This window comes from Synechocystis sp. LKSZ1, from assembly GCF_040436315.1.
In the GTDB taxonomy this organism is placed as follows: domain Bacteria; phylum Cyanobacteriota; class Cyanobacteriia; order Cyanobacteriales; family Microcystaceae; genus Synechocystis.
The window spans coordinates 1,466,562-1,487,863 of record NZ_AP031572.1; the positions used below are offsets into that span (position 1 = coordinate 1,466,562).

At 53.1% G+C, this 21,302-nt stretch carries 18 protein-coding genes; 8 read left to right on the plus strand and 10 right to left on the minus strand.

Features of this window, described 5'->3' with window-relative positions:
• Positions 1-22: 22 nt before the first annotated feature.
• Together bfr (ABXS88_RS06990) and bfr (ABXS88_RS06995) are read right to left on the minus strand one after the other, a co-directional pair.
• Entirely contained in the window at positions 23-493 is a 471-nt protein-coding gene (gene bfr, locus ABXS88_RS06990) for a bacterioferritin (RefSeq protein ID WP_353674461.1), read from the minus strand.
• Between the two features lie 63 nt (positions 494-556).
• Positions 557-1,021, minus strand: coding sequence for a bacterioferritin (gene bfr, locus ABXS88_RS06995; protein WP_353674792.1), 465 nt, complete (start codon positions 1,019-1,021; stop codon positions 557-559).
• 170 nt (positions 1,022-1,191) lie between these two features.
• Here bfr (ABXS88_RS06995) and ABXS88_RS07000 point away from each other — a divergent pair, with 170 nt between their 5' ends.
• Complete coding sequence (locus ABXS88_RS07000; RefSeq protein WP_353674462.1) at positions 1,192-1,395, plus strand: (2Fe-2S)-binding protein; 204 nt, start codon at positions 1,192-1,194, stop codon at positions 1,393-1,395.
• Between the two features lies 1 nt (position 1,396).
• Here the strand turns inward: ABXS88_RS07000 and serS are convergent, their stop codons facing one another.
• The 3 genes from serS to ABXS88_RS07015 all read right to left on the minus strand — a co-directional run bounded on the left by serS (position 1,397) and on the right by ABXS88_RS07015 (position 6,214).
• Positions 1,397-2,674 carry a serine--tRNA ligase gene (serS, locus tag ABXS88_RS07005; RefSeq protein WP_353674463.1) on the minus strand — a complete coding sequence of 426 codons (1,278 nt, stop codon included), beginning with the start codon at positions 2,672-2,674 and terminating at the stop codon, positions 1,397-1,399.
• Positions 2,675-2,693: 19 nt separating this feature from the next.
• Positions 2,694-4,295, minus strand: a complete 1,602-nt coding sequence (murJ, locus tag ABXS88_RS07010) for a murein biosynthesis integral membrane protein MurJ (protein WP_353674464.1) — start codon at positions 4,293-4,295, stop codon at positions 2,694-2,696.
• A gap of 74 nt (positions 4,296-4,369) precedes the next feature.
• Complete coding sequence (locus tag ABXS88_RS07015) at positions 4,370-6,214, minus strand: carbamoyltransferase (protein WP_353674465.1); 1,845 nt, start codon at positions 6,212-6,214, stop codon at positions 4,370-4,372.
• 143 nt (positions 6,215-6,357) lie between these two features.
• Here ABXS88_RS07015 and ABXS88_RS07020 point away from each other — a divergent pair, with 143 nt between their 5' ends.
• From ABXS88_RS07020 to ABXS88_RS07045, 6 genes are all read left to right on the plus strand, one after another.
• On the plus strand, positions 6,358-6,888 hold the full coding sequence (locus ABXS88_RS07020) for a tetratricopeptide repeat protein (protein ID WP_353674466.1): 531 nt from the start codon (positions 6,358-6,360) through the stop codon (positions 6,886-6,888).
• Positions 6,889-6,959: 71 nt separating this feature from the next.
• Positions 6,960-10,382 carry a CHAT domain-containing protein gene (locus tag ABXS88_RS07025; RefSeq protein WP_353674467.1) on the plus strand — a complete coding sequence of 1,141 codons (3,423 nt, stop codon included), beginning with the start codon at positions 6,960-6,962 and terminating at the stop codon, positions 10,380-10,382.
• Between the two features lie 174 nt (positions 10,383-10,556).
• Complete coding sequence (locus tag ABXS88_RS07030) at positions 10,557-11,462, plus strand: Hpt domain-containing protein (RefSeq protein WP_353674468.1); 906 nt, start codon at positions 10,557-10,559, stop codon at positions 11,460-11,462.
• Between the two features lie 66 nt (positions 11,463-11,528).
• Complete coding sequence (gene bchM / locus ABXS88_RS07035; RefSeq protein WP_353674469.1) at positions 11,529-12,218, plus strand: magnesium protoporphyrin IX methyltransferase; 690 nt, start codon at positions 11,529-11,531, stop codon at positions 12,216-12,218.
• A 6-nt stretch (positions 12,219-12,224) separates the two neighbouring features.
• Complete coding sequence (gene panB, locus ABXS88_RS07040) at positions 12,225-13,013, plus strand: 3-methyl-2-oxobutanoate hydroxymethyltransferase (protein WP_353674470.1); 789 nt, start codon at positions 12,225-12,227, stop codon at positions 13,011-13,013.
• A gap of 65 nt (positions 13,014-13,078) precedes the next feature.
• The gene (locus ABXS88_RS07045; RefSeq protein ID WP_353674471.1) at positions 13,079-14,098 is read left to right on the plus strand and encodes an adenylate/guanylate cyclase domain-containing protein; all 1,020 of its coding nucleotides are present in this window, start codon (positions 13,079-13,081) and stop codon (positions 14,096-14,098) included.
• Between the two features lie 81 nt (positions 14,099-14,179).
• Here ABXS88_RS07045 and atpC read toward each other — a convergent pair whose 3' ends face one another.
• The 3 genes from atpC to ABXS88_RS07060 form a co-directional block, all read right to left on the minus strand.
• Complete coding sequence (atpC, locus tag ABXS88_RS07050) at positions 14,180-14,593, minus strand: ATP synthase F1 subunit epsilon (protein ID WP_353674472.1); 414 nt, start codon at positions 14,591-14,593, stop codon at positions 14,180-14,182.
• A 111-nt stretch (positions 14,594-14,704) separates the two neighbouring features.
• Positions 14,705-16,153 carry a F0F1 ATP synthase subunit beta gene (atpD, locus tag ABXS88_RS07055; RefSeq protein WP_353674473.1) on the minus strand — a complete coding sequence of 483 codons (1,449 nt, stop codon included), beginning with the start codon at positions 16,151-16,153 and terminating at the stop codon, positions 14,705-14,707.
• Between the two features lie 127 nt (positions 16,154-16,280).
• Positions 16,281-17,234 carry a glycosyltransferase family 2 protein gene (locus ABXS88_RS07060; RefSeq protein WP_353674474.1) on the minus strand — a complete coding sequence of 318 codons (954 nt, stop codon included), beginning with the start codon at positions 17,232-17,234 and terminating at the stop codon, positions 16,281-16,283.
• 184 nt (positions 17,235-17,418) lie between these two features.
• Here ABXS88_RS07060 and msrA point away from each other — a divergent pair, with 184 nt between their 5' ends.
• Positions 17,419-18,084: a peptide-methionine (S)-S-oxide reductase MsrA gene (gene msrA, locus ABXS88_RS07065; RefSeq protein WP_353674475.1), complete on the plus strand. Its 666-nt coding sequence runs from the start codon at positions 17,419-17,421 to the stop codon at positions 18,082-18,084.
• 65 nt (positions 18,085-18,149) lie between these two features.
• On the opposite strand, the gene ABXS88_RS07070 is transcribed toward msrA, so the two are convergent.
• Positions 18,150-20,414: an NACHT domain-containing protein gene (locus tag ABXS88_RS07070; protein WP_353674476.1), complete on the minus strand. Its 2,265-nt coding sequence runs from the start codon at positions 20,412-20,414 to the stop codon at positions 18,150-18,152.
• Positions 20,407-21,267, minus strand: a complete 861-nt coding sequence (locus tag ABXS88_RS07075) for a response regulator (protein ID WP_353674477.1) — start codon at positions 21,265-21,267, stop codon at positions 20,407-20,409. The genes ABXS88_RS07070 and ABXS88_RS07075 overlap by 8 nt, the downstream gene beginning before the upstream one ends.
• Positions 21,268-21,302: the final 35 nt, after the last annotated feature.

Consider the following 21,302-nt stretch of genomic DNA (forward strand, 5'->3'; position numbering starts at 1 on the left):
AACCCTAAACTAATGAGCTTGTCTAGCCCATCTGGGATTGGAGATAATTCTGGAGGCCAATTTTTTCAATCAGACCCAATTGCTTTTCTAGCCAGTAGGCGTGGTCTTCCTCGGTATCCGCCAACATTTGCCGTAAAAGTTCGCGGGTCTGGTAGTCTTGCTCCGTTTCGCAGACAGCGATGGCTTCCTTGAGGTCTTCAATTACTTTGTACTCAAGATCTAGGTCACTTTGGAGCATTTCCGGAACCGTTTTGCCAATTTTGAGGCCATCCTGCTGGGAGAGGTCGGGAATCCCTTCTAGAAAGAGAATGCGTTGAATCAGGGCATCGGCGTGCAGGGTTTCATCCTGCATTTCATGATCGATGCGTTCATAGAGTTTTTGCAGGCCCCAGTCTTGGTACATGCGAGAGTGGGTGAAGTATTGGTCTCTGGCGGCTAATTCGCCACGGAGGAGTTTGTAGAGTTGCTGGAGGACGGCATCTTTTCCTTTCATAGTATTGTCTTTATATTCGGGAGGGATAGTTAGAAATGAAGTTGAAGTTAAGGCAGTCGCGGTCTAGATCATCGATTGTAGGTAGTTTTCCAAACCCGAGTTCTGGATGAGCCACTGCTGAGATTCCAGCCAATCAATTTGCGCTTCGGTTTTTTCGAGCAGTTCCGTCAGCAGATCGCGGCTAACATAGTCCTGTTGGCCCTCGCAGAAGTGGATACTGGCGATCAAGCCTTGGCGAATTTCTAGACAGATGGTGAGGTCGTTCTGGAGCAGTTCGGGAACATTTTCTCCGATCAGAAGCTTGCCCAGATTCTGGAGGTTGGGCAGGCCGTCTAAAAACAATACCCGCTCAATCAGGACATCGGCCTGTTTCATGGCCTTAATCGAGTATTTATACTCTAGATCGTTTAATTGATTTAGCCCCCAATTTTTGCAGATGCGGGCATGGAGAAAGAACTGGTTAATGGCCGTCAGTTGGGCTTTTAGCGCTTCGTTAAGGTGGCGCTTGACCTCTGCATTTCCTTCCATGGTATTTCTCATAACTTATTGGGCAAGCTTCTTTGCCTAATTATCTCTGAACTCGACCCCAAACACCAACGATTAGGGCCTTGACCTAGAGGAACCCCTGAGCCATAATGACAATTAATTGCAATAAATTTGCTAAGAGCTTTCATTAGTCTCCAGAGCAGGATAAGTGCGTGTATATTTGTATTTGTCGAGGCATCACTGAGCGAGACATCGCCCAAGCAGTTCAGCAGGGAGTCTCTTCCCCCGAACAGCTCGCAGAAACTATGGGGGTAGGGGCCGATTGTGGCTGTTGTCTTAACCATGCCTGCCAGGCCCTGGCCCAGAACTTAGGACGAGAACCCAGCGATTACTGTACTGCTGTTTGTCCTTCCTAGACTAGAGAAATTCCCGCTTAAGGTAGGGTTGGAGCACCTCAGGCACCCGGACACTGCCGTTAGGTTGCTGGTAATTTTCAACGATGGCGGCCATGGTGCGGCCGATGGCGAGCCCGGAACCATTGAGGGTATGGACGAATTGGGTCCCTTTTTTGCCCTTTTCCTTAAAGCGGATACTGGCCCGCCGGGCCTGGAAGTCATGGAAATTGGAGCAACTGGAAATTTCTCGATAAGTCCCTGCGGCAGGGAGCCAAACCTCTAGGTCGTAGCATTTAGCGGCCCCGAAGCCCAGATCCCCCGTGCAAAGTTCTACCACGCGGTAGGGGAGTTGCAGGGCCTGAAGAATAGCCTCGGCATCTTGGACTAGGCGTTGATGTTCCGCCTCAGACTGGTCGGGGTGGACAATTTTCACCAGTTCCACCTTATTAAATTGGTGTAGGCGAATTAATCCCTTGGTATCCCGGCCGTAACTCCCGGCCTCCCGACGAAAACAAGGGGTATAGGCGCAGTGCTTAATCGGCAGGCTCTCAGCCTCCAACACTTCATCGCGATAAAAATTGGTCACGGGCACCTCGGCGGTCGGAATTAACCAGAGGTCATCGTCCTTGCACTGAAAGCTTTCTTCCGCAAATTTAGGCAGTTGACCTGTTCCCAACAGAGAATCACTGTTGACTAAAATGGGCGGTAAAATTTCCACATAACCGGCTCTAGTTTGTTGGTCGAGCATAAAGCTCACCAGGGCCCGCTCCAGGGCCGCACCAAGGCCGATGAGACTAATAAACCGGCTTTGGGCCACTTTGACAGAGCGTTCAGTATCTAGAATGCCTAGTTTTTCTGCCATTTCCCAGTGGGGCAGGACGGCATGGGAGATCTTGTACTCATCTCCCCAGCGACGGACTTCTATATTTTCCGTTTCATCTTTGCCAATTGGTGTCGTGGCGCTCGGCAAGTTAGGCAATTGCAGGAGCCGAGCCCGGATCTCGGCTTTGATTTCTTTTTCCTGAGGTTCTAGAGCACTGAGTTGACTTTTCAGTTGATTGCCTTCGGCTTTCAGGGCCGCAATTTCCTCTGGGTCGGCCCCCTGCTTACTTTTTTGCCCCACCAGTTTGCCAATTTCATTACTGCGGGCCTGGAGTTGGGTGCGCTGGGCCTCGAGTTCCCGTTGTTGTTGATCTAGCCCCAGAATGTCTTGTAGGGTGGGAGTATAGTCGGCATTACGGCGATTGAGACCTGCGGCGATCTCAGCCAGGTTATCACGGATTTGTTTGAGGTCTAGCACAGAATTAAAGATCTCCTTCTCAAGATTTTTTTAGTTTGCGGGCCAAGCGTTCAACTAACAGATCAACCTCTGGCAATTTCAACTGTACCGCCAGGATGCCAAAGATCAGTAACGCAATAACGGTGCCTCCCCCCAGTTGTAGGAGATCGAGGCTAAAGTTGCTAACGCCAAAATAATTTTCCCATTGCTGACTAGCTAAGCGACTGCCTCCGGCGGCTAAGGTGGTAATACCCATTAGGGCCAAGAGGGCCAGGCTCCATTCTCCTAAGGGCAGGCCCCCCAACCGACGATGAAGCACCCCCAGAAAAATGACCATAGAGATAATATTGACCCCGATGGTGGCAAAGACCAGGCCCGATGCACCAAAGGGTTTGTAAAACAAGAAATCCAGAAAAGCGTTCAGCAAAATATTTAAAATACTGACCTTGAAGGGTAGAGTCCCATCCCCCAAAGCATAGAAAACCCGCACCAAAACATCCCGTGCCAGGTAGAAAAATAGGCCTGACCCGTAGGCCACCAGGACAGGAGCAACATCCTCTGCCGCACTGGCATTAAAGGCTCCTCGTTGGTAGATCACCCGCACGATTGGCCCAGAAATGGCCGCAAAAATAGCGGTTAAGGGCAACATGGTTAAAGCCGTGAGCAATAGGCCCTGGCGAATGCGAACCTTCAGCTCTGGCCAATGGTCGGGAATGGCCAAGCGGGAAAAGACCGGCATAAAGGGCACCAAAATCATATTGGAAATAATGCCCAGGGGAGTGAGGGCGATAAAGTTGGCGTAGCGCAGGGAAGCCGCTGCATTCTCGATAAAGGAGGCAAAGAAAAGATCGGTGGAAACATTGATGTAGAGCATCCCTGAAGAGAACGTGGCCGGGATCATTACTGCCAAGACTTGGCTCACACCGGGGAGCCGCCAATCAAAGCGGAGACGAATCCGACCCAAATTGGCTTTGGCCTGGGCGACCACCTGGGCTAACCATTGCAGGACGCAACCTGCCGTCGTTCCCCCTGCCAGTAAAACCGAGCCAAGTAGGGCGTACTGAGGCGTATTCAGTTGGGAGCCGTAGAGGGCCAGGGCCAGTCCCAGGGGAATAATCACCGTCAAACTGGAGAGTAGAGGACTGATACTGGGGAGCCAATACTGATCCGCTGCATTCAAGACCCCAAAGCCAATACCAATCAAACCGGCAAAAAAAGCCAGGGGGGCCATGATCTGTAACTGCTGAACCGCAATGGCCTTGACAGAACTTTCCAGGCCGGGTGCCAACAGGTCAATTAAGTCGGAAGCAAAGACCATGAGTAGTACCGTCATCCCCAACAAGACCAAGCTAACCAGGGTAGTCACCGTTTCCACCAAGGGGGCCACTTCTTCTTTTTCCCGTTTGGCCAACACACTAATCAAGGCACTGTGGAAAGGGCCGTTAATCCCCCCTAACAAAATCAGCAAAAAGCCGGGGATGACATAGGCGTAGGCGTAGGCATTGACTACTGGGCCAACCCCGAAAGCCGCGGCGACGATTTGTTCTCGAACCAGGCCAAATATTTTACTGATCAGGGTCGCAAAGGCCACGATGCCCGCGATGCCCGCTAGGGAACGAGATACTTTATTAGAACCAGACACTGGCTTTGCTCCGAAGGAAACGGCACTTATTATCTGGGATTTGGGCGGCCCTGCGATAGTCTGACCGAAAAAGGCTAGTCTAGTTCAAACTCCTGTTGCCATTGATTATCCTGAGGCCGCTGGGGTTGCTCGGTTTTAGCTAGTAGATAATTTTCCAACACTAAATAATCCATCTCCGTTCGCATAAAACAGCGGTAGGCATCCGCAGGAGTACAGACAATGGGTTCTCCCCGCACATTAAAGGAGGTATTAACCAGAACCCCACAGCCGGTTAGGGCCTCGAATTGCTGAAGGAGTTGGTAGTAACGCGGGTTGGTCTCGGCATGGACAGTTTGGATCCGCGCGGAATAATCAACGTGGGTAATGGCCGGCAGGCTAGAGCGGGGAACCTTTAATTTATCGATACCAAATAAGCCGGCCTGTTGTTGTTGACTATCGGCCAAACACAGCTCGGGCCGTACAGAAGCCACCATCAGCATGTAGGGACTCGGGCCCTGCCAGTCAAAGTAATCTCCTACCCGTTCCGCCAATACTGAGGGGGCAAAGGGACGAAAGGATTCTCGGTACTTGATTTTGAGGTTCATCACCGATTGCATCTGGGGATTGCGGGGATCGCCGATGATCGAGCGCCCCCCCAAGGCCCTCGGGCCAAATTCCATCCGGCCCTGGAACCAACCGATCACCTTCCCCTCCGCCAGTAATTGGGCCAAACGGGGGAAGAGGTCAGCATCGGGAAAATAGTGATAGACGGCCTGCCATTCATCCAGCACCGCTTGGATCTCAGCGTTGCTAAACTGGGGCCCCAGATAGGCCCCCTGCATTTGGTCTTGGCCGGTAGCCGGACGCGGTTGGTCAAGGTATTGATGCCAAACCGCCAGGGCCGCCCCAATGGCCCCCCCCGCATCCCCTGCTGCTGGCTGTACCCAAATGTTTTTAAACTTACTTTCCCGCGCTAGGCGGCCATTGGCCACACAGTTGAGGGCCACACCCCCCGCTAAACAGAGGTTATCTCGGTCCAGATCTTGGTAGGCGCTCTTGGCCAACCGTAAAACAATTTCCTCTGTGACCACCTGTACCGATGCCGCCAGATCCATTTCCCGCTGACTCAGGGGACTTTCTGGGCGACGGGGCGGGCCCCCAAAAAGCCGATCGAAATTGCCATTGGTCATGGTTAAGCCAATAGCATAGTTGAAGTAGGCCATGTTCAAGCGAAAGGTGCCGTCATCCTTTAAATCCACCAGATGCTCGAGAATGACATCGACGTATTTCGGTTCACCGTAGGGGGCCAGACCCATTAGCTTGTACTCACCGGAATTGACTTTAAAGCCTGTGTAGTAGGTAAAAGCAGAGTACAGTAGCCCCAGGGAATGGGGAAAGTCAATTTCCCAGACCGGCGTTAGACGCGATCCATCTCCCTGCCAAAGGGATGTCGTGGCCCATTCGCCCACCCCATCCATACAGAGAACCGCCGCTTGCTCAAAGGGACTGGGAAAGAAGGCCGATGCGGCATGGGATTGATGGTGCTCATTAAATAACAGGGGGGGCAAGGCCCGAAGCGAACAGCCTGCTAATTTGGCTAATTCCTTTTTAAGCACCGTTTTGAGGTAAAGCTTTTCCTTGAGCCAAACCGACATGGCGGAAATAAACGAGGTCAGGCCCTGGGGGGCATAGGCCAGGTAGGTTTCTAGCAGACGTTCAAAGGTGAGGAGGGGTTTTTCGTAAAAAACGATGTAGTCCAAGTCCTGGAGTAGTAGGCCCTGGGATTGGAGGCAGGAGGTAATGGCCTGGGCCGGAAAACAGGCATCATGTTTCTTGCGGCTAAAGCGTTCCTCTTGGGCCGCGGCTCGGATTTGGCCATCCTGTACTAGGGCCGCCGCACTGTCATGGTAGTAAGCCGAAATTCCTAGGATATTCGTCACGGTCTGCCCGTCTCTCCCTGCGGTAACGAAATATTGCCAGAATAGCACAGCCCAATTTCCCTTTCCGGTTCCCCAGGGGCTTAGAATACGAAAATGTGACCACTGTCCTTATTAAAGCTTTTGTTCTATATTTTAAAATTTCTATGACTGATACTTTGCCCGTCCTTTATCTCTCCGGTTTACTGGTTATTCTGGTGGGTCTGGGGGTCTTTGTCTTGAGTCAGGTGCTCAAGGCCCGGCGTTTAGAAAATAGCTTCGCCAAACTCCAGGAAAAACTGAAAAAAGAAAAGGGATCTGCCCAGGATTACTATCAACTCGGCAGTATTTACCTCGATAAAAAACTCTACGTCCAATCGATCAATTTATTTCAAAAGGCCCTGAAGGTGGGAGACGACGTGGAGCCGGAAAACATCGCTCTGATCTACAATGCCCTCGGTTTTGCCTACTTTGCTCAGGAACAGTACGATTTGGCCATTCGCAACTACAAAGAGGCCCTGAAACGCTATCCCGACTATGTCATTGCCCTCAATAATTTGGGGAATGTTTACGAAAAGAAACAATTGATTAGCCAGGCTGTTGAAGTTTATGGCCAAACCCTGGCCCTCGATCCTGACAATAAGACCGCCAAGCGTCGCTTTAACTCCCTACAAAAGCGCCTGGTGGAAACCCCCTAGAGCGCCATCACTTGATGATCCTGACTCACCATCCATTTCCGAGCCTTGTCCCAAGGGAGTGTCCTTGATCCATGTCCAAGCGGCGATTAAATCCGACTTTACCTAGTCTTTCCAGCCAGAGAGCCATGGGATGGCGGGTTTTGGGAATGCTTCTGTTGAGCCTCGGATCATTTTGGGTGGCACCGGTTCAAGCAAGGCCGGTTCCATCCTTATCCCCCCTAACCCAAGCTCCAGGGGAGAAAACCGCAGAAGCCTTATTAGACCAAGCCTGGCAATTGTTCATCCAAGGAACAGCGGCATCCCGTCAACAGGCCCTGGAAATTTTGCAACAGGTCATAGAGCGCTACCAGCAACAGGGCCAAACCCAAGCCCAGGCTAAGACCTTACAGATGCTGGGTCTTGTCCGCTATGCTCTCTCCCAGTATTCGGAATCAGCCCAGGCCTATCAACAAGCGTTGCAGTTATTTCAGCAGTTAGGCCTCCGTAGCGAAACTGCCTATCTCCAGGTCAGTTTGGCCATGACCTATCTCAACCTCAGCGATTATCCCCAGGCCCTCTCACTACTCCAGCAAGCCCAGGCCACGTTCCGGGAACTCCAGGATAACCAAGGCCTGGCCAATGCCTTGAGTCAGACCGGGCAAGTCTATTACAAACAGGGACAAACGCCAGCAGCCATTGCGGCTTTAAATCAGGCCCTTACCCTACAACAGCAACTGGGAGAGAAGGATGCCCAGGTGGCAACCCTGCAAAGTTTAGCCATCTTTTACATCAACCTGGGTCAACTCCAGGAAGCGGAAAAAGTGCTGAACCAAGCCCAGGCCCTCGACCCCACCAACCAAACCCTGGTGGATCAGATCGCGACCATTCTCCGTTCCCGTGCTTTGCCAGGAGATATTATGACCCTCGAAGATCTCGAAGGGCTTCTGGCACAATTCAAGGCCGCTGGCGATCGCCATAATACTGCCACCACGTTAATGTCCATGGGCACCATCCACAGTAGTCGGGGGCGTCACCGCCAAGCCCTGGCCACCTACCAAGAGGCCTTGGCCCTCTACCAAGCCGTGGGCCTCCAAGATGGGGTCGCCTCTGCCCTCAAAAATATTGGCCAAGAAAACCAAGCCTTGGGACAATATCAAGCCAGTTTAGAGGCCTTTACCCAGGCCCTGACCTTAGCCCAACGCAGTCAAAACCAGTCAGAGCAAACGGGGATTACCCTGAGCCTAGCGGACATCTATGCAACCCTGGGCAGTTACGAAACCAGTCTGGACTATTACCAACAGGGTTTAACCCTGGCCCAACAATCCCAAAGTCGTTTTCAAGAAGCCATGGCCCTGATGGGATTGACCTATCTCTATCGGCTAAAAGGAAACTATACGCCAGCCCTCGCCCTAGCCCAAAAGGCCGTGGTGATCTGGGAGCAGGAAAAACAACCCCTCTCCGAAGCGGCCGCCCTCTCTAGTTTGGTGCGTCTTTACGAAGCGATGGGGAATTATCCCCAGGCCCTGGCGGAGAATCAACGCATTCAACAAATCGCGACTCAGATTAAGGACCCCTGGATTGGGGCCTTGGCCAATGGCTTCTACGGGCGTATTTATCTGGCCATGGGCCAGCCGGAATTGGGTCTGAAACCAGCCCAGGCAGCAGTCGCTAGTCTGCAACAGTCCCAACAAAATGTGGCCCTGGCCCCCAACTTGGTCAACTTGGCTAAAATTTATGTCAGTCTCCAGCAAGTTCCCCAGGCCCTACAAACCTACCAACAGGCCCTGACCCTCTGGCAACAACTTGGTGACCGCCTAGGGGAAGTCAGTACCCGTTACGAAATCAGTCGTCTCTACCGGGCTCAGGGCCAATTACCGGAAGCCCGCCGGGAGATCGAACAGGCCTTAGCAATTACCGAAGACCTCCGCAATACCGTTAAATCTCAGGATCTCCGCCAAAGCTACTTTTCTACCGTTCAGGACTACTACGAGTTTTACATTGACTTGTTGATGGAACTGCACCAGCGTCAACCGGATCAAGGGCTCAATCGGCTGGCCCTGGAGACGAGCGAACGAGCCAGGGCCCGTAGCTTATTGGAATTACTCACCGAAGCCAATACCGACATTCGTCGTGGCCTTGATCCCAAGCTCCATCAACAGGCGCAACAACTACAAATCCAACTCCAACAATTAGAAGCCGGTCGTCAGCAAGTCCTGGCCAAGGGAGAAACGGGAGAGGCGTTAACGGATCTGGATCAGCAACTACGTCAAACCCGCCAGGCCTACCAAAGCCTATTGGAAACAATTCGTCGCCAAAACCCTGACTATGCGGCCTTGACCCAACCTCGTCCCTTAACCCTCCAGGAAATCCAAGGCCAATTGGATGACCAGACCCTGCTCCTGGAGTATTACCTCGGCACGGACAGGAGCTATCTCTGGCTAGTGAGTGCCCAGGGGATGAGCAGTTATATCTTGCCGCCCAGGGCCGAACTGGAAAAGGCCGTGCGCCAATTTCGTCAGTTTCTCCAACATCCAGGCAAAGTAACCACCGTCGGCTATCCCCCTGCTTCGGCAGTGCAATTGGGCCAGGCCCTCCTCGGGCCGGTTCAGTCCCAATTTACTCAAAAACGATTCGTAATCGTGGCCGATGGCGCGTTACAGTATTTTCCCTTTGCCGCCCTCCCTCTACCCGGTCAAAAGCAACCCCTGATGGTCGAGCACGAAGTGAGCTATCTTCCCTCCGCTTCTACCCTGGCTATCCTCCGCCAACAGGCCCGCCAACGGCCAATGGCCCCTAAGACCCTGACATTATTTGCCGATCCGGTCTTTAACGCCCAGGATGAACGATTCAGGGCCATCCACAAACCCCAGACTTCGCCCACCGTCGTCGCCGCTGGTTTATCCGTGGCCCGGGCTGCCCAGGCCTTGGGGATTGAGTGGAATCGGTTACCCGGTACCCAGGCCGAAGCGCAGGCCATCGCCGCCTTAGTTCCCGCAGCTCAACGACAGACAGCCCTCGGTTTCCAAGCCAGTCAGGCCGAGGTTTTGCAACCGGAGTTGAGTCAATACCGCTTCATTCACTTTGCCACCCATGGTTTGGCCAATACGGAAAAACCCGAGTTATCCGCCATTATTATGTCCCTACTGGATGAACAGGGCAACGCCATCAATGGCTTCTTACGCTTGCAAGACGTCTACAATCTCAATCTCGGTGCAGACTTGGTGGTGCTAAGTGCCTGTCAAACGGGCTTGGGTCAAGTGATTCGGGGTGAAGGTCTGATCGGTCTGACGCGGGGTTTTATGTATGCCGGGGCCCCGCGGGTCGTTACCAGCCTCTGGAATGTGGATGATGCCGGGACGGCTGTCCTCATGACTCATTTCTATGAAGGGATGCTGCGGGATAATCTCCCCCCCAGTGCGGCCCTGCGTCAGGCCCAGCTCAAACTTTGGCAAACACCCCAATGGCAATCCCCCTACTATTGGGCAGCGTTTACGCTCCAGGGAGAATGGCGTTAGAGCGACCGCTCAGGGTCTTGTCCTGAGGCGGAAGCGGAGAGGCCCTGAACCGGATAAGAGGAGGTGAGTTTTCCATGGATCACCGGCTCAAAATCCGATACATTTAAGGGAAGTATGCTCCTACTTTCCTCCGGGCAGGCAGGGGTCTAGTCGCTCTTTATGGAGGACATCAGTTTGGATCAGCAGAAAATCCTCGGCTACTTCATTGAAGAGGCCAAAGAACACCTTGAAACTCTAGAGCGTGGCATCCTAGAGCTCACCACCGTCATTGATGATCAGGAGCGACTGAACGAGATGTTCCGGGCGGCTCACTCCGTTAAAGGAGGAGCAGCAATGTTGGGTTACACCAGCATTCAAAAAACAGCCCACCGTCTAGAAGATGCCTTTAAAATTCTGCGGGAGCACCGCGTTTCCGTTGACCAAAAGCTAGAGTCCCTCTTTCTCAAGGGCTACGATATTCTCCAGGATCTGGTAGAAAAGCTCCAGAGTCCCCAGGGCCTCCAGGCCGATGAAGCCGACTCCATTGTTGAAGGTGCTCATCAGCAATTTGAAGACCTGCAAAACTACCTCAACTATCTCCTCACCCAGGGCGAGACCAGTGCTCCTAAAGCTGAAGTAGCCCCGTCGCCACCGACTCCCGCTCCGGCTCCCACGACTAACGCACCCCAGGAAATTAAATCGGTGCTACGGAAAATGCTCCAGGGCTTTAAACAGGAGGTCAGTCCAACGGGCCGTCAAGCCCTCCAGGAACTCTGTGCCAGCTTAGCTCCGTTGGCCCCCCGACAAAACCGCTGGCAAGACCTGGTGCAACTTGCCGGTAAGGCCATTGCCAATCCGCGCCACTCCTACCGTACCCTCGCTCCTGTTGTGCTGAAGGATCTCAAGCAAGGCTGTGACTATATTGAATTAGAACAGACCGATAAAATTGCCCCCAGTCCCGGTCTAAAACAACTAGCAGAGGCGTCTTTGCCCCAAGTCCTAGTGCCGGCTGATCCCCAGGGAGCCGCCAGGATTCTGCTCCAGGTGTTTAATCCTCAACAGGTCAACCAATTAGTGCAGTTGCTAGCCCAAAGCCACTAGATAGGAGCAAATCTTGGTAGAGTAGGTAATTGTTTTGCAAAACGTTACCCCCCAACGTCCAAGGTTATGACCAACGCAGTGGATGATAAAACCATCGTTAAGGATTATTTCAATGCTACGGGTTTTGACCGGTGGCGGCGCATCTACGGCAATGGAGAAGTCAATAAAGTCCAGAAAGATATTCGCATTGGCCATCAACGTACCATCGATACGGTTCTGGATTGGCTCCGGGCCGACGGCAACTTGGCGGGGCTTCTGGTCTGTGATGCAGGTTGTGGGGTCGGCAGTCTGAGTATTCCCCTGGCCCAGAGTGGGGCCTTGGTCTATGCCAGTGACATTTCGGAAAAAATGGTCGGGGAAGCCCAACAAAAGGCTCGGGAAATTTTGGGCTATGGGAATTGTCCAACGTTTATGGCCCAAGACCTGGCCCAGTTGAGCGGCAAGTACCACACGGTTATTTGCTTGGATGTGTTAATCCATTACCCCACCACCGAAGCCGCCCAAATGATTGCCCACTTAGCTTCTTTGGCAGAACATCGTTTAATCTTGAGCTTTGCCCCCAAAACCCTCGGCCTCACCCTACTTAAGAAAATTGGTGAGCTTTTCCCTGGCCCTAGCAAAACCACTCGGGCCTACCAGCATCAGGAAGCGGACATTGTCCAAATCTTAAAAGAGAATGGTTTTACCCTACGACGCAATGGCATGACCAGCACTCGTTTTTACTTCTCCCGCATCCTCGAAGCGGTGCGGGCCTAAACTCCTATGCCCATTACTCCCCTCACCCTCCAGGACCGGAAACAGGCCCAGCGTCCCATTGTCGCCTTAACCGCCTGGGATTGGAGCCTTGCTACCCTCCTCGACCAAGTGGGGGTCGATGTCATTTTGGTGGGGGATTCCCTAGCAATGGTGGCCCTGGGCTACGAAAATACCCTGCCCATTACCCTTGACCAGATGATTCACCATGCGGCCGCAGTGAAGCGGGGGGTGAAACAGGCCCTAGTGGTCTGTGATTTGCCCTTTCTCAGTTATCAAGAAAGTCTGGCCCAGGCTATTCATTCCGCCGGTCGTCTACTCAAGGAAGCCGGGGTTCAGGCCGTCAAACTAGAAGGGGGCCATCCTCGTCTGCTGGAAACCGTGACTCATCTCGTCGAAGTAGGCATTCCGGTCATGGGCCATGTGGGCCTAACGCCCCAATCCGTTCACCAATTGGGCTATCGCCAACAGGGCCAGTCGGCTCTCGCCGCCGAACGAATTTTTAACCAGGCCATTGCCCTAGCCGAAGCAGGGGTATTTGCTTTGGTACTAGAACACATTCCGGCTCCCTTGGCCCAAAAAATTACCGCCATGGTGGCCATTCCGACTATTGGTATTGGGGCTGGCCCCCACTGCGATGGCCAAGTGCTGGTAACGGCGGATCTCCTGGGTCTAACAGCAAAAGCCCCCCCCTTTGCCAAGGTTTATCTGGCCCTGCAACCGCTGATTACCCAAGCCATCCAAGACTATAGTCTCGACGTCCGAGAAAGGCGTTTTCCTGGGGAGGCAAAAACTTAAGGTTTCTGGGTAAAAACCTCCGCTATAATCACGCCGTCCCCCTCTTCCCCCGTTGTGTGATTCCCATGGCCCAGGTGTCTTGTTTACCGGATAATCAAACCGTGCCGATTAACTCAGGAGAAACAATCCTGGAGGCCCTCACCACTGCCGAGATTCCCATTACTCACGTTTGCGGCGGTCAGGCCTACTGCTCTACCTGTCGGATTATGCTCCTAGAAGGTATTGAAAATTGTACTCAACCCACCCAGGCTGAAGTCGCCCTAGCTAAGAGTCTGGATTTTCCCTTTCATGTGCGGCTGGCCTGTCAAACCAAGGTGACGGAGGGTAATGTTTCGGTGCGACGCCTCATCCTCGACCAAGAGGATATCAGCATTGTTGACCATCAATTTGTGAGTAAGCTGTCGGGAAATCGCAAGTTAGTGGCCCTGTTAGTGGCCAGAATCCGAGGCATCCATGATTTTGATGAAGTGAACTTTCCCTACGATGTCTTTTATGTGATGAGCCGTTATTTTCAGTCGGCTAATCAGATTATTAGCAAGTACGGGGGGAGCACGAATAACTACTTGGGAACAACCCTGGTGGCGACCTTTGGCCTAGAAGACGATGCTAATCCCCAGGAATTTACCGAGCGGGCTGTCTGGGCCGGCTTAGAAATGTTGAAGGCGGTTAAAGGCCTGAATGAATTTCTCACTCAATTGTCCTATTCCCCCATTAGTCTCAGCCTGGGCATCCACACTGGCCCAGTGGTCTTGGTGGCCGTGGATACGCAAAATCAGCAATTGGTGACGCCCATTGGCAAGGCAGTTAACTTGGCTAGCTTGATCGAATCGGCCAATAAAGAAGGCAATACGCAACTGTTAGTGTCGGAGTCGGTGTATCGCCAAATTCAAGCAAAAGCAGTCAGCGAGCGGACGGGCCGCCTAACGACTTCCGACGGTGAGCTTAAAATCTTTGCCATCAGTACCCTGGAGGGGGAAGCGCCTCCCTTTACTGCCAAAAATACTGGGCTAGCTGAATCCTCCCTACTCAAGCGGGTCGCTGGTTTTATGGAGCGCTTTGCGGGCCGCAAGAGCAAACAACGTTAGTCCTCCGCCTGTTGGCCCCCAAGGAAAAGGGCACCGCTAACCGATGCCCTCAGTACTTTGATTCAGTTGCTTAACAAAAGTCTAGTTGACCGTGCCACCGGCGGCCTGTAGACGCGCCCGCGCTTTTTTCAAGGCTTGGTTGGCTTTGATTTGCTTGGGTTTTTCACCGGTGCGATTGGCCTCATTTAAGACTTCTTGGGCCTTGCTGTAGTCTTGGCGAGCGGTTTCTTTATCAATGGCGCTCCCCATTTCAGCGGCATTCACGAGAACTTTGATCTCGTTATTTTCCACCTCGGCAAAGCCCCCCATCACCGCAATATTTTGCCAATCCTTGCCGGGACGGACACGCATAACGCCGATGTCTAGGGCCGTTAGCAGAGGGGCGTGGTTACTGAGAATACCCAGTTGGCCCGTTGTACTGGGGAGGATGACTTCCTGTACTGCATCATCCCAAACCACCTTATCGGGGGTAATAACTCGTACTGTTAATGTCATTTTTCTATGAAGTTCCGTTTTAGAGAATACACCGGGCTAGTACCAGCGAAGGACTGCTCCGGCCAGGAGCGGGCCCCAAGCAAGAACAATCCTTTTGATGGTGCTGAAGGATTAGCCTTTGAGTTTTTCGGCTTTTGCTTTCACTTCGTCGATATTACCGACCATGTAGAAAGCTTGTTCTGGCAGGGAATCCAACTCGCCAGAGAGGATCATCTGGAAACCTTTGATCGTATCTTCCAGGGTGACGTATTTGCCAGGAGAACCGGTGAAGACCTCCGCCACAAAGAAGGGCTGAGACAGAAAACGCTCAATTTTTCGGGCCCGGTCAACGGTTAAACGGTCTTCTTCCGACAATTCATCCAAGCCCAGAATGGCAATGATGTCCTGTAATTCTTTGTAGCGTTGCAGGGTGGACTGCACGGTACGGGCAACATTGTAGTGCTCTTCACCTACGATGGAGGGCTGGAGCATGGTGCTGGTGGAATCCAGGGGGTCTACCGCCGGATAAATTCCTTTCGCCGCCAAACCACGAGAGAGCACAGTTGTTCCATCCAAGTGGGCAAAGGTGGTGGCCGGTGCGGGGTCGGTTAAGTCGTCCGCCGGAACGTAAACCGCTTGAATGGAGGTAATAGAACCTTCTTTGGTCGAGGTAATCCGTTCCTGCAGGTCCCCGACATCGGTACCGAGGGTGGGCTGATACCCTACGGCAGAAGGCATCCGGCCCAGGAGCGCGGACACTTCAGAACCGGCCTGAACGAAGCGGAAAATATTGTCGATGAAGAGCAATACGTCTTGCTTGTTAACATCCCGGAAGTACTCGGCCATGGTCAGCGCCGACAGGCCAACGCGCATCCGTGCTCCGGGGGGTTCATTCATTTGCCCGTAAACCAGGGCGATTTTAGATTCTTCAGGGTTGTCCGGGTTAATTACCTTAGACTCAATCATTTCGTTGTAGAGGTCGTTCCCTTCGCGGGTGCGTTCCCCTACGCCACCAAACACCGATACCCCACCGTGTTGGATGGCGATGTTGTTAATCAGTTCCATCATGATCACGGTTTTACCCACGCCGGCACCCCCAAAGAGGCCAATTTTGCCGCCCTGACGGTAGGGAGTGAGCAGGTCAATCACCTTAATGCCGGTTTCAAAGACCTTCGGCTTGGTTTCCAGGTCGGTTAACTTGGGAGCCGGACGGTGGATGGGGAAGGTTTCTTCGGTGTTAACCGGGCCTTTTTCATCAACGGGGTCCCCTAACACGTTAAAAATCCGACCCAGGGTCGATTTACCCACCGGTACACTGATGGGAGCACCAGTATCGACGATGTCCATACCCCGAACCAGACCATCAGTGGTACTCATTGCCACGGCACGGACTTGGTTATCCCCGAGGAGCTGTTGCACTTCGCAGGTGACGGCGACATCCTGTCCGGCAGAGTTTTTACCTTTAACTTTAAGGGCATTATAAATGCGGGGCAATTTACCACTGGGGAATTGAGCATCGACAACAGGCCCAATGATCTGGGTAATTTTACCAACGTTAGTTGCTTCTTGTACGGCTACCATGCTGATTGTCTAGGGATTTGTTTATAGTTAGACTACAGGACAAGTATTGAGCTTTAGTCAAATTTTCCACTCTATACATTACCACCTCAGGGGATCGGCCAACAGGGAAGCCCGGAGCAAATCAGCCCTACTTTTGGGCAGAGCGGGGAGTAAGGGGAAAACTCAAATAGGTCATACGTTTGATCTCCCGACGACCTCGGGCCACGGAATCCAAAATCAGGCCACAGGTAAAACTGATAAAACCGAGGGAGAGAATAGAAGCTGCTACGATCAGTGTCGGAAAGCGAGGTACCTGTCCCGTTTCCAGATAAGTCTTGAAAATGGGAATTGACAAAATCAAGGTCAAGCAGGACAGCAAGAGAAAAATCAGGCCAAAGAAGAGCAGAGGTCGCACTTCTTTAAAGAGTAGAATTGCCGTTCCTAGTACCCGCCAACCATCCGTAAAGGTTTTGAGCTTGCTTTCAGAGCCGGGGGGCCGAGAACCGTAGAGGATGGGGTCTTCGGCAAAGGGAATCTTGAGTTCTAGGGTATGAACCGTTAACTCGGTTTCAATCTCAAAGCCATTGGACAGGGCCGGGAAGGACTTAACAAAGCGTCGTGAAAAAATCCGATAGCCCGATAGCATGTCATCTAACTGGGCATTGAAGAGGAACTTCACCACCCCTGTCAAGAATAAATTGCCGCCTCGATGGCCCAGGCGATAGGCCGTTTTATCCCGCTGATCCGACCGTCGGGCCCCCACCACCATATCGAGATTATCTTGAATCAGGCGTTGAATCAGACGAGGGGCCGCCTCCACCTCATAGGTATTATCGCCATCCACCAGAACATAAATATCAGCCTCAATGTCCGCAAACATGCGGCGCACCACATTACCCTTACCCTGCATCGGCTCATAGCAGACAATGGCTCCAGCCTGGCGGGCCAAGGCCGCCGTCGCATCGGTGGAACGATTGTCATAGACATAGACCTGGGCCTGGGGTAGTACCTGTTGAAAGCCCTGTACCACCGGGACAATGGTGAGTTCCTCGTTGTAGCAGGGAACAATCACCGCAATGCGATAGGTTTCGAGGGTGGGCATAGGGGACAGGGACAAGGACTCAAGCATGGGTCTGGGGCCGGCCAGGGCCGCCGGGGAGGGACAGGAATGGAACCAATTTTAACCGCAAGGGGCCGTTGCCCATGCTGGGGGAAGCAATCCCGTCGATTCGCTATAGTGGAATCAATGATTATTTTTTGCTCAGTACACTTTCTAGGCAAACACCATGGGACTTTTCGGATTCGGTAAAAAAGCGGCCATGCCCGCTCCCACAGACGCTCTACCGGGTCGGGCAACCCCCATGCCGGTACCGGCTCAGCATTTTGTCAATGGCCACCCCATTCAGGGCCCCTTTCCCGCTGGTCTGGAAATGGCCCTATTTGGGCTGGGTTGTTTTTGGGGCGCCGAGCGTAAGTTTTGGCAGTTACCCGGCGTGTATTCCACCGCTGTCGGCTATGCTGCGGGTTATACGCCCAACCCCACCTACCACGAAGTCTGTACGGGGATGACGGGCCATAATGAAGTGGTTTTAGTGGTTTTCGATCCCCAGCAGATTAGCTACAGCCAACTCCTAAAAGTATTTTGGGAAAGCCACGACCCCACCCAAGGTATGCGCCAGGGGAATGATGCCGGCACCCAGTACCGTTCGGGGATTTACACCTACTCCGAGGCCCAAGGTCAGCAGGCCGAGACCTCCAAGGCCCAGTATCAACAGGCCCTGGCCCAAGCGGGTTATGGCCCTATCACTACGGAAATTTTACCTGCGCCGGCTTTCTACTACGCCGAGGATTATCACCAACAGTACTTAGCCAAAAACCCCAATGGTTACTGTGGTCTGGGAGGAACTAATGTGGCCTGTCCCCTGCCACTGAATGTTCCAGTTCAGGCCTAAACTTACCTTCTGTTTGTCCCCCGGTGCTGGCTCGTATCGGGGGATTTTTATCGGTTCTGACACCGCTATCGCAGTAATTCGGTCAAAAGTTGCGCTTGCAGGGCCGGGCTTAGTTGTCCTTGGCTCTGGAGACAATAGACGAGAAATTGATTAACTTGATAGTACTGATCGAAGACCTGCTGTGCCGGTGGGGTCAAGGGCGGGAGCGTAAACCAGGCTCGCTGTTGTTGGAGAAGTTGTTGTAGTTGAGTTAACCAATCACCGCCTTGGCTTTGCCACCAGTTCTCCAAAGCCTGGGGGTCTTGAGTCGGAGTGGGGAGGCTATTTTTAAGGATTTGCCAGGCCCTTTGACAGTCTGGGTTAAGGGAAAAACGACCTTCAAGATCCAGGGCAAAGTAAAGGTTCAGGGCCTGCTCTAGATCGAATTGGGTCGTCAGTTTCTGGGTTAAGCAACCCAGGCGATGGAAGCTAAAATCGAGGCCGAGTTCCCTGGGTAACTGTCCTGCTAGGGCCGGCTCAAGGGCAATGGCCAAACTAAAATCCTGGTTATACCAGAGGCTAAAATAAAAGGCCCGTAGGGCCGCTGGCGGATAGGATTGCCTCAAGGCCTGGACTTTTTGATCCAGGTGGTGCAGAAAAGCAGTTAACAAGGGTTGGCCTTGGCTAAAACGCTGGATACTGCCCTGGAGATGCTGAAATAGACTGTCGGCATTGGTCAATAAATTAGCCACCAATACGATCACTTCCTGCCAGGCCGGGTCGAGCATTCGATTCGTCAGCCATTGCCAATCCTGGCCAAGGTTCCCCTGACGGGCCTGGGCCACAATCTTGCGGGCGCTGAGGTAGGACTGAAAGGTTTGGTGAGAAAAGGCATAAATATTTTTGGCCCGCTCCACCAACAGACCGTGGTGAGCTTCCATCTCTTGGAGAATCGCCTCACTCTGAAGCCAAAGGCCCTCTCCCCCAGGGGGGGCTCCAGGCAGACGCACTAAGTAATCAGAAATCAGGCCTAATACCGTCTGCTTCTCAAAAAAAACCTGTCCCTGTTCCAAGGTCACTAGGGCCAGATCTCCCAGTAAGGTTAACTTATCCGCCAGACTGAAGCTTGGGTTCTGGGGTTGGCGTTGAATGCCCCGGTTGCGGTCCCATTGTTCTAGCAAAATTTCTAGGGCGGCCTGATACAGGGGAGCCCGCTGGGGAGGGAGGTCGCCCCGGTCTTGAAAGACCGTACAGATCAAATTAAGCAGGAGGGGCGTTTGGGCCAGGAGGCGCAGGGCCTGGTGTTGCCGTTGGTTAAGCACTTCGATTAATTGCTCTGCCCGGGCCGGACTAGAATCCGCAAACCAGTGGCGAATAAAACCCTCAATTTGCGTTGGCTGAAAACGCTCCATCTCCACCGCCATGAATCCCGGTAATGGATAGACTGAGTAACCCAGTCGCCCGGTCATCACCACGGGAGTTTGCGGGTAGAGGGTCAGAAAATACTGGAGTTGTTGATAACGTTCCCCTTGGTCAAAGTCGGGAATTTCGTCCAGGCCATCGAGCAACAACAAGATCTGACCCGTTTGCAGGAGGCCCTGAAGCTGACTGGCACTGAGGGAATAGCCTTGCCAGAGATGCCCTAGATAATCCTCTAGGCCATTGAAAGCGGGATGACGAGCCGCGATGGCCCAAGCTTGCAGAGATACCAACCCAGGTAGATGATCTGCTGGCCCCTTTCCCTGGGCGTAGAGGAGAGCGAGGTGTTGCAGTAGCGTGGTTTTTCCCGCACCTGGATGACCCAAGACCAAGATCCGATTCTGGCCCACGAGCAGGTCAACCAGGGATTGGGCAGGAGTGCTCGCGGGACGAAGGGCCTGGAGATCCTGGATGCCTAGCCATTGCTGATGGCTCAATCGGGTCTGGACTTTGACCTCTACATAGCTATGGTTCAAAGAACGGGCGGGAGGCCCTCCCAACCAGGGGTTACGTTGGCCAGGCTGTTTTTGGAGATCCGTGACGAGGAGGGGACGTAGCCGAGAAATGAGGCTTTCCGGTGTTAATTCCGGCGGCGATGCTGGTGAAGTAGGCCCTTTCGGTTCATCGGGTTCCTCTAGCTCATTGAATTGGGGCAAATCGGCAATATCTTCCCAATCGAGGTCTAACTGGAAACAGATCTCCATAAAAATTTTGCGGTCAATGGCCCGGCCACTCAGGAGCTTCCAGACTGAATTCCGGGTGGAGAGGCCAGCTTGTTCCGCTAGATAGTCCTGAGTCCAGCCCTTCCGTAGTAGACATTGTTTCAGGCGAGCAATTCCCTGCTCGGAGGCGCAGAGGGAGCGCTTAACCATGGTGACTGATGAGGTAAAGCAGACGGGCCGTATCCATGAGGCGTTCTTGTTCCCAAGCCGTCCAGGGCCTGGCCTGGCGGTAGTGGAGTTGGAGAAAACCCTGAGCCGGTAGGGGTAAGATTAGGCCCTGGGGAGTTTGGAGGGCAGGGGCGAAGCTAGCCGTAGACATCGGTGTCGGCGTTGAGGGCATCGTCGCGACCAGTTGAGAAGCGTTTAGCCCGAGCTTAGCCAGGGTTGGATAGTTAGGGGCGACGGCTTCTAGGTCGGGTTCCGTGGGGCCAAGGCTGAAGACCAGTCGTTCCACCTGCCAAAAAGCCCGCAGTTGCTCTAGTAGGTTGGTTAATTGCTGAGTCCGATCTCCGCCTTGTACACCCTGGGCCAGCAAAGTTTGCATTAGGGTAATCCAAGTTTGTTGCGGCTGGATTTCGGCCCTCGGGGTTTCCTGAGCCAGGAGTCGTTTCACCCGTTGCCGTAGCACAGACCAGTGAATGGGCTTGGTGATGTAGTCCGTCGCGCCGGCTTGGAAAGCCTGGTCAATGGAATCCCGGTCATCAAGAAACGTAATCATTAGAATTGGCACCTCTGACCCTCCCGCACCTTGCCGCACCTGCTGACAACAACTAAAGCCGTCCATTTCCGGCATCATGGCATCCAGTAGCAACAGATTCGGTTGGAGTCGGCCATACTTCGCCAGGCAGTCTATCCCGTTGACCGCTTCTTCGACCCGATAGCCATCCTGTTTCAGGGCCATCACCAACAGCGCCCGAATGGTATTGTCATCATCGGTCACGAGGATCAGGGGCGCGTCTCCCGTCTCATCACTGCTAGGGGAAGAGGAGTTAGGGTTGATCATTGGCTAGAAATGAGCAAGGCAAAAATGTCCGTCAA

Excerpts from the sequence above, each read along its gene's own strand:
- ABXS88_RS07075 (WP_353674477.1), bottom strand. The coding sequence starts at position 21,267 with ATGATCAACCCTAACTCCTCTTCCCCTAGCAGTGATGAGACGGGAGAC.
- ABXS88_RS07070 (WP_353674476.1), bottom strand. The coding sequence starts at position 20,414 with ATGGTTAAGCGCTCCCTCTGCGCCTCCGAGCAGGGAATTGCTCGCCTG.
- bfr (WP_353674792.1), bottom strand. The coding sequence starts at position 1,021 with ATGGAAGGAAATGCAGAGGTCAAGCGCCACCTTAACGAAGCGCTAAAA.
- panB (WP_353674470.1), top strand. The coding sequence starts at position 12,225 with ATGCCCATTACTCCCCTCACCCTCCAGGACCGGAAACAGGCCCAGCGT.
- ABXS88_RS07025 (WP_353674467.1), top strand. The coding sequence starts at position 6,960 with ATGTCCAAGCGGCGATTAAATCCGACTTTACCTAGTCTTTCCAGCCAG.
- bchM (WP_353674469.1), top strand. The coding sequence starts at position 11,529 with ATGACCAACGCAGTGGATGATAAAACCATCGTTAAGGATTATTTCAAT.
- bfr (WP_353674461.1), bottom strand. The coding sequence starts at position 493 with ATGAAAGGAAAAGATGCCGTCCTCCAGCAACTCTACAAACTCCTCCGT.
- msrA (WP_353674475.1), top strand. The coding sequence starts at position 17,419 with ATGGGACTTTTCGGATTCGGTAAAAAAGCGGCCATGCCCGCTCCCACA.
- ABXS88_RS07060 (WP_353674474.1), bottom strand. The coding sequence starts at position 17,234 with ATGCCCACCCTCGAAACCTATCGCATTGCGGTGATTGTTCCCTGCTAC.
- atpD (WP_353674473.1), bottom strand. The coding sequence starts at position 16,153 with ATGGTAGCCGTACAAGAAGCAACTAACGTTGGTAAAATTACCCAGATC.
- ABXS88_RS07045 (WP_353674471.1), top strand. The coding sequence starts at position 13,079 with ATGGCCCAGGTGTCTTGTTTACCGGATAATCAAACCGTGCCGATTAAC.
- ABXS88_RS07020 (WP_353674466.1), top strand. The coding sequence starts at position 6,358 with ATGACTGATACTTTGCCCGTCCTTTATCTCTCCGGTTTACTGGTTATT.
- atpC (WP_353674472.1), bottom strand. The coding sequence starts at position 14,593 with ATGACATTAACAGTACGAGTTATTACCCCCGATAAGGTGGTTTGGGAT.